Source organism: Paenibacillus sp. JJ-100 (assembly GCF_948329825.1).
GTDB lineage: Bacteria > Bacillota > Bacilli > Paenibacillales > Paenibacillaceae > Paenibacillus.
In genome coordinates, this window is sequence record NZ_CAOJCM010000009.1 from 62013 (window position 1) to 75196 (window position 13184).

At 50.3% G+C, this 13184-nt stretch carries 9 protein-coding genes; all 9 read left to right on the top strand.

The features are described from left to right. The first annotated feature begins 1 nt into the window (after position 1). Positions 2-826 (top strand): ABC transporter ATP-binding protein, encoded by an 825-nt coding sequence (locus PQG66_RS22775; protein WP_272040119.1) that lies wholly within the window; start codon positions 2-4, stop codon positions 824-826. 439 nt (positions 827-1265) lie between these two features. Beyond that, entirely contained in the window at positions 1266-2288 is a 1023-nt protein-coding gene (locus tag PQG66_RS22780; RefSeq protein WP_272040120.1) for an ATP-grasp domain-containing protein, read from the top strand. A 121-nt stretch (positions 2289-2409) separates the two neighbouring features. Further along, positions 2410-3765, top strand: a complete 1356-nt coding sequence (locus tag PQG66_RS22785; protein WP_272040121.1) for a diaminobutyrate--2-oxoglutarate transaminase — start codon at positions 2410-2412, stop codon at positions 3763-3765. Positions 3766-3767: 2 nt separating this feature from the next. Continuing rightward, on the top strand, positions 3768-5213 hold the full coding sequence (locus tag PQG66_RS22790; RefSeq protein WP_272040122.1) for an MFS transporter: 1446 nt from the start codon (positions 3768-3770) through the stop codon (positions 5211-5213). After that, the gene (locus tag PQG66_RS22795; RefSeq protein WP_272040123.1) at positions 5170-7014 is read left to right on the top strand and encodes an IucA/IucC family protein; all 1845 of its coding nucleotides are present in this window, start codon (positions 5170-5172) and stop codon (positions 7012-7014) included. The genes PQG66_RS22790 and PQG66_RS22795 overlap by 44 nt, the downstream gene beginning before the upstream one ends. Continuing rightward, on the top strand, positions 6989-8815 hold the full coding sequence (locus PQG66_RS22800; RefSeq protein ID WP_272040124.1) for an IucA/IucC family protein: 1827 nt from the start codon (positions 6989-6991) through the stop codon (positions 8813-8815). The genes PQG66_RS22795 and PQG66_RS22800 overlap by 26 nt, the downstream gene beginning before the upstream one ends. Continuing rightward, positions 8812-9588: an HpcH/HpaI aldolase family protein gene (locus tag PQG66_RS22805; protein ID WP_272040125.1), complete on the top strand. Its 777-nt coding sequence runs from the start codon at positions 8812-8814 to the stop codon at positions 9586-9588. Before PQG66_RS22800 ends, PQG66_RS22805 begins: the two co-directional genes overlap by 4 nt. After that, complete coding sequence (locus tag PQG66_RS22810) at positions 9585-10874, top strand: type III PLP-dependent enzyme (protein WP_272040126.1); 1290 nt, start codon at positions 9585-9587, stop codon at positions 10872-10874. Before PQG66_RS22805 ends, PQG66_RS22810 begins: the two co-directional genes overlap by 4 nt. Then, positions 10834-12918, top strand: a complete 2085-nt coding sequence (locus tag PQG66_RS22815; protein ID WP_272040127.1) for an IucA/IucC family protein — start codon at positions 10834-10836, stop codon at positions 12916-12918. Before PQG66_RS22810 ends, PQG66_RS22815 begins: the two co-directional genes overlap by 41 nt. Positions 12919-13184 lie beyond the last annotated feature (266 nt).

The window sequence follows — 13184 nt, forward strand, 5'->3', positions numbered from 1 at the left end:
CATGAGTATTTTGCAAGCCAAGGAGCTTACCATTGCGTATGGAGCAGATCCGATTATAGAAAACTTGAACCTGACCATCCCCAAGGGAGAGATAACGGTCCTGATCGGCAGTAATGGCTGCGGCAAATCGACATTGCTGCGTACCATGGCAAGGTTGTTGAAATCCAGCTCAGGCACGGTATTGCTGGATGGTGAAGAGATTGCGAAGCTTCCTACCAAAGAAATCTCAAGACGCATGTCTATTTTGCCTCAAGGCCCATCGGCGCCAGAAGGTTTAACTGTACATCAACTGGTACGACAAGGTCGTTATCCCCACCAGACGTGGCTTAAACAGTGGTCGCGTGAGGATGAACGTATGGTCGAGCTGGCGCTGGAGTCCACACATCTGACAGCACTAGCGGATCGGCCTGTCGATGCCCTGTCTGGTGGTCAGCGTCAACGCGCATGGATCGCCATGACGCTGGCTCAAGGTACAGAAACATTGTTACTGGACGAGCCTACGACGTATCTCGATATGACACATCAGATCGATATTCTGGATCTGTTGTTTGAATTAAATGAAAGAGAAGGGCGTACCATCGTGATGGTGCTTCACGACCTGAATCTGGCTTGTCGTTACGCCCATCATATTGTAGCGGTGCACAACAAGTCGATCTATGCGGAAGGCAAACCGGAGGATATTATCACTCGTGACCTCGTACGCAACGTTTTTCAGATGGAGTGTGATATTGCTGTAGATCCATTATTCGGCACACCCACCTGTATTCCGCATGGAAGAGGCAGGAAGCTGAATGGAGTACAGCACCGTTATACTCAGCTGGCTTGATGATCAGGAGTCTCACACTCCTGTACGCCAAACATATCCATACATACTGAATGGCTCGGGGCACGGTTTACGGGTTCATTGGGCCAGACGGTATGCTGATATGGTCATTGACTCAGTGACTCAGGTCCAATTGGCCATGTTTCTTTACGTTTATCCATTCCTTGATTCCCCCATGGTTATATCAATCCATCATCATGTCATGAGGATAACGAAATAGGCAAGCAGCGATTCGTGAACGCAATGGCTTGCCTGATTTGTTATGCCTTTTTTATTCTTTTATTCTTCGATCCCCAGTTTCAATGCAAGTCTTCTTCAGAAAATAAAACTAATTTTCCCTTAAAAGTTTTATATTGACAATGTGTCAACGGGTACCATAAAATAGATTTTACATGATACTGATAATCATTATCAATAAAATTAACCGATAGGAAGGTCGGATATGCATACACTTCGTTCTAAACGTTCCGTATTTCCAGAGGGATTTGAGAATTTACAGAATCGGCTGATTCTGAACAAAGCAAGAGAGATGGGGATCGATTGCGAGCTGCTTGTAGACGGCTGCGAGGATTTTCTGAAGTTATCCACCCGGGACAAGCAGATCATCATTAACAAAACGAGAACGCATCGACTTCCACTGATTGCTGGATTGCTTGCTAAGAATAAACAGGCATGTAATCTGATCCTGCATGAGCAGGGGATGCCAGTACCTTCTCATATCGTCATTACGGCTATGGGAGAAGAAGCTGAACAATTTCTGAACGAGCACAGCTCCATCGTGGTCAAACCGCTGGATGCCAGCAGTAGTCAGGGGGTTACGCTGGATGTACGCAATGTTGCTGAACTGGAAACGGCAATAGATGCCGCAGCCAAGCATGGCAGTGGTATTATGCTGCAACAATATGTCACCGGAACCGACTACAGGGTGCTGATTATTAACGATCAGGTAGCGGCAGTGAACCAATATCGACCTGTGTATGTGACAGGTGATGGTAGTTCGTCTGTTCGTGAATTGATTGAGATACTGAACCGCAGCCGAATACAGGACACGGAGATCGGTGTGTATGAAGCTTTTCCTGAGATTGATCCCGATCATACACGTTTGCTGGATGCGTTGCGTAAGCAAGGTGTTGCTCTGAATGACGTACCCCTTGCGGGACAAGAGATTGAGCTATATGACCTCCGTAATTCGGCAGCGGGCAAAATCAGTGAGTTTTATAGAGACTGCACGGATGACATTCATCCGGACAATGCCCACATGATGGTCCAGGCTGCACGGTCACTCCAGATTGACGTAGCAGGTATAGATATCCGCTGTAAGGACATTCGAGTCCCCATGACTACTGCACAGGGAGGGATTCTGGAGGTCAACGCATTGCCAGATCTGACTCACCATGTGTATCCACATGGCGGGACCAGAAGGGATGTTGTCCGTCAATATCTGGAGTATCTGTGTCAGAGTTGATGGTTGAAGGTAAGTTTTTAGCGTCATAAGGCGATTTTTTGGTGGAGAGTGGAAGAACGGTCTATAACGAATGTACAGGCATTTTTTGGCCTGAATTGAAGATAAGGGGCGTTTGACATTGATGTCAGTAGAGGTACAGACGGAATACCTGAAGCTGCAGAACGAGAAGGAGTCGAATGCACGAGCGTACTCCAGGCATTTTCCGCTCGTGATCAGCAAGGCACAAGGCATGAAGATTACGGATACGGAAGGCCGTGAGTATTACGATTGCTTGGCAGGTGCGGGGACACTAGCGCTTGGACATAACCATGAGACGGTCGTTGGCGCCATCCGGGATGTCCTCGATCAGCAGATTCCATTACATACACTGGATCTGGCTACTCCGCTGAAGCTTTCGTTTATGCAGGAGCTGTTCTCTCTGTTGCCTGAAGAGATGCGGGATCAATCCAAAATTCAGTTCTGCGGCCCAACGGGTGCGGATGCGGTTGAAGCCGCGATCAAACTTGTGAAACACGCAACAGGTGGAAAATCCATTTTGGCTTTCCAAGGCGGATATCACGGTTCCACCCAAGCGACGATGTCGATGAGCGGTAATCTGAGTAAAAAAGAAAGCTTGCAGAGCCTCCTGCCAGATGTGCACTTCCTGCCATTTCCGTATGAATACCGCTGTCCATTTGGTGTTGGCGAAGGCATGACTGCTCGCTTGAGTGCACAGTACATTGAGAACTTGCTCGATGACTGTGAGAGTGGGATAGCTGCGCCATGCGGTGTGATCGTAGAAACGGTCCAAGGCGAGGGCGGTGCCATTCCTGCGGATCTGGAGTGGCTGAGAGCGCTACGCAGGATCACTGCAGAGCGGAATATTCCGCTCATTATAGATGAGGTGCAGACGGGCATTGGACGAACGGGACGTATGTTTTCGTTTGAACACGCTGGGATTGTACCTGATGTCATCATCTGCTCCAAAGCCGTAGGCGGCAGTCTTCCCATGTCTGTTGTGATCTATAAGGAGGAACTGGATCAGTGGAAGCCGGGAGCACATACAGGCACATTTCGTGGCAATCAGCTAGCCATGGCTGCGGGTCTGGCGACGCTCCGTTATATCCAGGAGCATAACGTCATGCATAATGTACAACTGCGCAGTGAGCAATTCATGACAAGGTTACTGGCGTTGAAAGACCGTTTTGCCGAGATCGGTGACGTCCGCGGCCGTGGACTGATGATCGGTGTTGAAGTGGTGAACCCGCAAGGCAGCAAAGATCGTCTGGGGCATTATCTCCAGCATGGTGAACTGGCTTCGGTCATTCAGCAGCAATGTTTCCGTAACGGACTGATTGTGGAACTCGGTGGACGTCATTCGGCGGTTGTGCGTTTCCTGCCGCCACTAAATATTACAGAGGAGGAAGCAGGCGAGGTACTGGATATCTTTGAACGATCGGTAGCGGAAGCTGTTGCGCTAATGGGAGCGGGATGCTGAGTATGGCATTACTTCGGCGACATGCGGTTTTATTCGCTATTTTGCTCGGAGCTTTTACACTAGTGCTTACGAACAGTGCGTTTAACCTACTGCTTCCGTATTTTATTGAATATTATGATATTTCTACGACGGCAGGCGGTTGGATCATTGCCCTGTATATGCTCGCCATGACATTAACGATGCCGCTGGCTTCCCTGATTGTAGACCGGTTGGGGCGCAAGCGGACATACATGATGGGCATCTGCATTTATGGGGTGTTCTCGGTAATAGGGGCATTGTTCCATGCCTATATAGAAGCGTTGCTGCTTGTAAGGTTCATGCATGGTGTAGCGGCTGGACTGATGATTCCTTTATCCCTTGTGTTGCTGTTCGATGTCTACGGCCCGGAGGTCCGGGGACGCATTACAGGGGCGTGGGGCTTGCTGTTGATGCTTGCTCCAGCGGCGGGGCCGACGCTTGGTGGATTTATCATTGAGTATGGAAGGCTGGAGATGCTGTTCTGGCTGAATGTACCTTTAGCTGTCTTTTCGTTGATCGGCTGTGGACGAGTGATTCAAACCTACACCCCGGCTCGCAGGAAAAAGTGGCATCCATCCAGTGTACTCCGAATTGTTGGTGCAGTGGGTGCGCTCAGTCTGGGTGTACAGGTGTATGCCAGTCCTGCAGTAGCTCCATGGATACCTTGGACATTGATTGCCCTTGGTGTAGTGTTGCTGATTCGTTTTATTCAGGTGGAGAACGAACGTGATGAGCCGCTCATTCGCTATTCGTTGCTGCGGAGGAAAGGGGTTTTTCCACTTACCGTGCTGATCTCCACGATTCAGGATTGTGTCATGTTTGGTGTGATTTTTGCGCTGCCACTGCTATTCCAGGAAGTATTTCAGTTGTCTCCAGCGCTTTCGGGTGCCCTGTTCATTCCGCTCTCCATCTCCACCAGCCTGTTCATGTGGATCGGAGGGAATCTGCTGGATCGGGGGCAGTCACTTCGGTTTATTGCTTGGGGAACGCTGCTGGTATCGGTATCCATTTTGTCATTTGCATTTTTGCCTATGGGTGTGTCCATCTGGATCATCGGGGTTCTCATGGCGTGCCGGGGAATTGGAGTGGGGTTGTCCGGTATGAGCATCTCGGCTATAGGACTGCAGGCGTTACCTGATGAGGATATGCATGAAGGATCGGTGCTGTCTACAACGATTGAACGACTGGCTTCATCGTTTGCAGTCATGGGCTTGACACTGTATTACGATATTCGCTGGCAGTGGCTTGTTGAAAATGGCAGAGCAGTTCACTTGGCTAAATGGGGAGCTCTTCAGGAGATCTGCATAGGTCTTGGCTGTGCCATTCTACTGACGCTGCCTCTGGTCTTACTTATCATTCGAAAGAAGGTTGGCTTCATTGTTCAAAATGGAAAACAAACTCCGGTCCAAGGCGGAGCAACAGGCCGATGAGCATTCTTGCAAGCTGTTGCTGAACTGTTATATCCGTGAGCTTGGATCGGAACAAACAGATCATGTGCAACTTAACCCGGATACGCTGACGTATACGATTGCCTTTCCAGCCAGCAATGTAAGGGTGACGGGGCTGTTGTCCTATTACTCAGCAATGGGTGAGCATGAATATCTCAGCATGAATTGTAACGGACAAACTGTCCATTACCGGGATCTGGTGCGATGGATATCATCTGAAATTGGCGGAGATCAAGGTTGGGGAGCCGAACTTGTACGTGACTTTGCTCAAAAGGTCGAGAACAGTGTTGCCAACCTGACCTTGTATCTTGAGCATGCGTCCGATTCCGGGATACATGACTACATAACATCCGAACAGTCCTTGTTATACGGGCATCCGTTCCACCCTTTTCCGAAAAGCTCCAGCGGATTCTCTGCCCAGGATGTGCAGCAATATAGTCCAGAACTTCGAACTTCGTTCCAACTCTGCTATATCGCCGTAAGGAAGGATGTGTATGCCGAGGAGTGGGTGCAGCATTCAGACAAAATCGATCTACCTCAGCTGCTGGAAAATGAAGACTGGCCTGTGTCCAAAAAAAAGCTAGGCATGTATGGGCTGTTGCCTATGCATCCATGGCAATATGCACACATCTCACGTTTAGATGAAGTGCAGTCGTATATCCGTGAAGAAAAGATATTGCTGCTCGGCAGTGCGGGGCCACTCGCCTACCCCACGTCTTCTGTGCGCACGGTGTATGTTCCAGAATGGGACTGCAATATCAAGCTGTCGCTGAATATGCAGATTACGAACATGATTCGCACCAATAGTGCAGAGCAGATGCGGCGAACGCTTTATGCCTCCCGATATGTGTGGCAGCAGGGTTGTTTCGATGTTGAGTCACAGACTCATATCGCGTATGAGATAGGTGTAGCGACATGTAAGTTCGAGGATGAAGATCTAACGAGCCTGTTCACGATCGCCTTTCGACCGATCGAATTCGATCCTGCGAATACATATGTATTGTCCAGTCTGGTGGAGTCGTCGCAGCCAGGGGAGCCATCCCGGCTGGTGAAGATGCTGAGTGGTAAACGAGATCATGGCGATGTTTTTATTCGTGACAAGGCCCAGCAGTGGCTGTCACAATATCTGGCCTGCTCGCTGCTACCACTTGTGCGGGCGGCCGGAGAGAAGGGCATTCATTTTGAAGCCCATCTGCAGAACACCTTGGTGACGCTGGAGCAGGGCATGCCGGTTGCTTTTATCGTGCGTGATCTGGAAGGGGTCAGTGTGGACGAGCAATTGGCCAGTGGATTTGGTTTGCTTAAGGAGCAGAGCATGGCTCGGAGTTCACAGGCAGGAGAGAATCAAGTGGTACAGGCGTACGAGCAAGTGTCTGAGCAGCATCATCGAGGCCGCACTCAGGGGCAAAGGCATGAATGGATGGAAGCTTCAAAACTAGAAGCGTCCGAGTTGTTGTTTTACCCGCGCGAGAAAGCGTGGGCGCGGACCTCGTACTATTTTATCGTGAATCATCTGGGATCGTTAATTCATGTATTGGCCCGGGATATGAATGTGCCGGAGGAACATTACTGGATGCAGGTGCGTGAGGTGCTTGAAGAAGAACTGGCACGAACAGGTAACGCTTATGTAGAGCATTTGCTGACCGCAGACGCTTTTCTGGCGAAACAAAATCTAGTGAGTTGTCTCACGGGCATTAGTCAGACCCCGGCTTATGTGCCGGTAGGTAACGTCATGAAACGTTTAGGGAGTGAAGTACGTGGCATTCGTGGGAATCAGAACTGAGGCAGGCGATAAAAAGATGAACGACGATACAGTCCCCGTATACGTGGAAGTTCAGGAACGGATCATACGGCAGGCGCTGGAAGCGATGTGGTTCGAAGATATTCTGGATCGTCAGGTCAACGGGAGTGAGTGGTCTACCAGCGGTATGACTGTGTCCGGTGAATCTGTAGTGTATACGTGTGAAGCGGAGCAGAAGTTTTCGTTTGGCAGAGTGAAGGTGAAGAGGGGGTCCATTAAGCGCGAAGGAATTGCCTGTACGGATCTGGATGTTTTCTTGGAAGAGATGGTGCTGAACCGCTTGAAGGGGGCAAAACTGACGGCGTTTGTGCAGGAGCTGCAAGAAACGATGGCAAAAGACAGTCAATGCCGGGCTATGCTGCCTCTTAGCATTCCGGTAGAGGATCGGCACTACGATGCGCTGGAAAGTCACATGACCGACGGTCATCTATATCATCCAAGCTATAAGTCCAGACTCGGGTTCTCGCTGAAAGACAATCTCGCCTATGGTCCGGAGTTCAATGCAGACGTTTCACTGATCTGGGTTGCGGTGAGAAAAGAACGGGCTCAAACGGCTGTATCGGATGGTTATGACCTGTCAGCACTGTTGGAACAGCATCTGACCGAGGAGGATATGCAGCAGTTCCGTCAGGTGATCTCAGCCAGAACAGCTTCCTTAGATATGGATTCGTATGTGCTGATCCCGCTTCATCCGTGGCAGTGGGAGCACGCAGTGGAGTCCATATTTGCCAAACAGCTGATGGATGGAGACATCATATATTTGGGTGCTTCGGCCTCAGCCTACCGGGCCCAGCAGTCCATTCGTTCCCTCTCCAATCGGGAAAATCCGGTGGCACCTTATATTAAGCTGGCTTTGAGCATCACCAACACATCCAGCACACGCATTCTCGCCCAGCATACGACGCAAAACGCCCCCCTAATCAGCGACTGGCTGGAACAACTGGTGCATGAGGATGAGCTGTTGCAGCAGGAGCAGTTTGCTATTTTAAAAGAAGTCATGGGTCTCTCGTTTCGTTACGAACAATTACCTGTCACTCAATACGGCCGTGCTTACGGCACCTTAGGTGCGATCTGGCGGGAAAATGTATCCGTTCATCTGCAAGCAGATGAAACCGCTTGGCCGCTGAATACACTTATGCTGGTGCAGCGGAACGGGGTTCCTTTTATACAAGAGGCCATCGAGCGGCATGGTGTTCATCCTTGGGCAGAGGCGCTGGTCCATACACTCACATTGCCTGTTATTCATCTTTTGTATGCACACGGGATTGCGTTTGAATGCCACGCCCAGAATATCATTTTGGTACTGGAAAACGATCTTCCCAAACGGATCATCCTGAAGGATCTGCATGATGGCGTTCGTTATGTTCCAGATCAGCTATTGCATCCGGAACGTGCACCGAAGCTGCATCCTGAACCGGAAACTCACCGCCAATTCAACCGATATTCGTTCATCTATGCTGAGGATGTGTCAGAGGTGCGCGACTATACGTATGATGCATTCTTTTTTATCTGCATGACAGATATTGCACTTATGCTGGAAACCTACGGTCTGCCTGAAGAAACCTTCTGGCAGCTGTGCGCCCGTGTGATCCTGGATTACCAGCGGCAACATCCCGAGTATGCCGAGCGGTTTGAGATGTTTGATCTTCTGACAGAGGATGCTCTGATTGAAGAAATGACAAAGCGCCGTCTGTATGGCGATGGTGAGTTGTATTTCCGCAAAACTAGCAATCCACTCCGGTTGGCGAAGGATATGCTTGAAGAGAAGGCAGCAGGCCGATGAGGATAAATACGCTGAAGGAAAAGATTGCCCGCAAACAGCAGGTATTTGGCCTTTTTGTATCCATCCCGCATCCGATCATTATCGAAATGATTGGTCATGCGAATTATGATTTTGTCATCATTGATCTGGAGCATACGTCAACGTCGATGGGAACGGTGGAAGAGTTGATTCGGACAGCCGAAGGGGCTGGACTCACACCTCTTGTACGGATTGCAAAGGTGGAGCGGACAGAGATTCTGAAGGTGCTGGACTGCGGTGCACAGGGCATCGTGATCCCCCATGTGGAGACACTCGCCCAAGTGAAGGAAGCTGTACATCATGCGTATTATCATCCATTGGGGATGCGCAGTTTGAACAGCGGACGTCCGGGGGTATTCGGTAAATTCCCGCTAACGGATTACATTGCAGAAGCCAACTCGCAGGTCATGGTTGTGCCGATGATCGAAAGTGTGAAGGGTGTACGGCAGAGTCCGGAGATTCTATCTCATCCGCAGGTGAGCTTTGTGCTGGAAGGTGCAGCAGACCTGTCCCAATCACTTGGTGTACCTTGGCAGACGAATCACCCGGATGTGAGGGAGGCACTGGACGTATTGCATGAGAACGCGCAGCAAGCGGGGGTACCTTATGCGACCGTCACAAGAGGAATCGAAGATATGGCCGTATGGCGTGAACGCGGTGTGCGGATCTATGTGCTTGGGGATGACCGGAATACGGCATTCAGGGCCTACGCTCAAAAAAGGAATGACTATGGAAATGCAGGTGGAGTGATATGAGAACCCGTGTACAAAAAGCATTAGATGCGATTCAGCACGAATCACATGAGCCGATCTGCGCGTACATCTACGATCTGCGCGGTATTCAGGAGCAGGTGCGAGGCATGCTGCACACGATGCCAGTGCATACGCACTTGTTCTATGCCATCAAAGCCAATCCCGATCCACACATTATTGAAACGCTGCTTCCATTGGTGAAGGGGTTTGAGGTGGCATCGATTGGCGAGCTGCTAAAGGTCCGAGCGGTGAGCCGTGAAGTTCCGATCCTGTTTGGCGGCCCGGGCAAGAAGGAAAGTGAACTGAGACTGGCGATCAAGCACAACGTGAGTTATATCCATGCCGAGAGTCTGCTGGAGCTGCGCCGGATTATTGCGATTGTAAACGAACGAGAGGAGCAGGGGCGAGGGCGATCGGGAGAAGAACAGAAGTCTGAGGTGCGTGTGCTTCTCCGCATCAACCTGCGAAGTAACACCTTGCCACAGACCAAGATTGTGATGGGTGGCGGCCCCAGTCCGTTTGGTATCGATGAAGAGGAGGTGGAAGATGCCATTGAACTGATTCGTGTGGAAGGCGCGGGTAAGGTTCAGTTGTGCGGATTTCATTTTCATTCTCTGTCCAACAACATGGATGCAAGGCTTCATGCGGAGATGATCGAGCTATATTTGCAGAAGGTAGAGCACTGGCAGCAGCAATATCACTTGCAGGTGAAGGTGGTCAATGCAGGCGGAGGCTTCGGGGTGACGTATGACGGCAGTCCGGGATTCGACTGGTCTTTGTTTACTGCGCTTTTGCAGCAGAGTGAAGCTGGGCAGCGTTTTGCTGGGCGTGGTGGAGAGTTGTTTTTCGAATCCGGTCGTTTGCTAGTCGCAGATCACGGGTATTATGCAGCCGAAGTGATAGATATCAAACGCTCGCATGGGCAGATGTTTGTCATTATACGGGGAGGTACACATCATCATCGCTTGCCTGCGTCGTGGGGACATAATCATCCTTTTCAGATTGTAAATACGGATCGATGGAAGCATGAGTTCATAAGACCGGAGCTACGAGGAGAGCGAGCCCATATCGTGGGTGAATTATGTACGCCGAAGGATCGCATGCATTCGGATGCAGAGATAGAGCAGCTAAGCGTAGGCGATTTGATTGTGTTTGAAAAATCCGGTGCGTACGCCTGGACGATCTCGCATCATGATTTTCTAGGACACCCGCATCCGGCATTCCACTATTTGACGGAGGATGATGAGCATGTCAACGCTAATGCAACGTTCCAGTCGGCACATCGCTGAACAACAGGTGATGTCCGATCTGATGAATAGCCTGCTCGCAGAGCAGTTGCTTCCACTGCAAGGTCAGGCGTTTGTTGACTTGGCTGCTGCACCTGTAGAGTTCAGGCAGTACTACAAGGGAAATGAAGCAGATAGGGAAAAGAGTCGTGAGAAGCATGGTACGTCCCATCTTACACATGATCAAGTTGCTGATGTGCAGAACAATATGGCGCATAGCTACAATGAGCATTGTTCCAGAGAGGATAAGCCCAGTGATGATAAACTCAGTCGGTATAGCTCCAGTGTAGATAAATCTAATGAGGATCGCTCCAACAAGTGTAACTCTACGGAGGATAGCTCCAATGAGAATGAGAATAACGTTAGTGAGGATAAATCTACGGCTGCGCTGGATTTCTGTTTGGGTGTGCACACCGAGGGTGTATTGTGTCTGGTCGAAAACCGAGTGAGGCAGGGCATTCAGTGGGTTCAAGGATCACCGATCTACCAACAGCATTCGGATGGGAGCTGGACGGTGCTGGATACTCCAGCGGAAGTGGCTCGTGCGGTGTTGCAGCAGGCATTATCTGCGGAAGCCTATGCACAGCCTGGTGTGGCAGATTTTCTCGCAAGTTTGGAGCTGGCTGTAGAGCATTATACACTCGGCTGGGAGCAGATTCAGGCGCTGTCTGCCTACAATCCCAAGTCCTCATATGAATGGTTTGTGAAAAGTGAGCGCATTGCTGCACTCCGGGATCGCCCGTTCCATCCAACCTCCAAAGCAAAGGTTGGGTTCAGTGCGGAAGACGTCAAGGAATATGCAGCTGAATTCGGACAAGCCATCCGGCTGCGCTGGGTGGCAATCCAGCGAAATGCTGTGCAGCAGGGATGTGAAGATGGCCTGTCTATTCTGGATATGCTGTATGATGCTCAGCGTGAAGAGATTCAGGCCGAATGTGATCGCAGAGGCCTGTCGATGGACGAGTATTTGCCCATGCCGGTGCATCCGTGGCAGCTGGAGCACATCATTCTGCCGCGTTTTACGAAAGAGATCGTGGAGGGCAGCATTGTGGTGCTGGATGTTCAGATTGGGGACGTATGGGCCACGTCATCTCTGCGGTCGATGGCTCAAACCGCCGAGTCTGCGCTCATGCTCAAGCTGCCGGTTAGTGTACTGTCGCTCGGTGCTGCGCGATACCTTCCCGTTGTTAAGCTGCTGAATGGACTGGTGGGCGAGAAGATGTTAAGGCAGGCTGTGGCTTGTGACGAGACTTTGAAAGACCGAGTGTATATGTGTGAGGAACAAAACTGGTGGGGATACATGCCAGAGTCTATGGGACTGTTCGATGATCACCCGCGGCATCTGGCGGCGCAGATTCGTGTCTATCCCGCGGAACTGCTGGACGATGCCTACCGCATTGTTCCGATGGCCGCACTCGGCGTCAATTTGGACGGGCATCATTTGTTAAGCGAGATTGTGGGCAGGGATCTAAGTGCAGTCGAAGTGTTGGACTTTTACGGGGCTATAGCTTCTACTTTTTATGATATCGTTATGCGTCTGTTCAAAGTGGGTGTGGTGCCGGAGATTCATGGTCAGAACTGCTGTCTGGTGTTAGAGCATCATCAGGTGAAGGGACTATTGTTCCGGGATCATGACTCTGTGCGTCTGCATCAGCCGTATCTGGATCAGCATGGAATTGCCGATCCGGGGTATCACATCCGTCCGGGGTATGCGAACAGTCTATATAATGAGACTATTCAGAAGCTGATCTTCTATGTGCAATCTCTAGGGACGCAGGTGAATCTGGCTGCGATCATGGAGGCGATGAGCGAAGTGTACGACATCCCGGAAACGAAGTTCTGGGAGATCACGGAGCAGGCTTGGCGGGAAGCGCTGCACCAGGTGCAGCTTCCCGAGACGGATCGGGCCACGCTGGAGCGCGTCATCTTCGAGAGCGAGGCGTGGCCTGTGAAGTTAGTTGTCCGTCCGCTGCTTGAGGCGGATGGTGTGCCTGGCGCGATGCCATCGGGCAAAGGCCAAGGGTGGAACCCTTTTTACAAAAGATAGAGCAGTTGTACCCTGAAAGCTGTACTTGAAGAGAAGGTAACCCGTGTTGGGTTGCCTTTTTGTTGTTGGCTTCCTTATATTGGTTCTGTATTCATGAAAACGTTAACTTTTTTTGTGTAATAAATTCGAGTAAAATACGTTACAAAGGGGAGTTGAATGGTATAATCAGTGCATGATTGATGTTATGCTATGATTTTAATCTTTGTTATCGAAAAGGTTTTCGATAAATGGTGGTCGAAGGACTGATATGCTCAATTATTTCATCC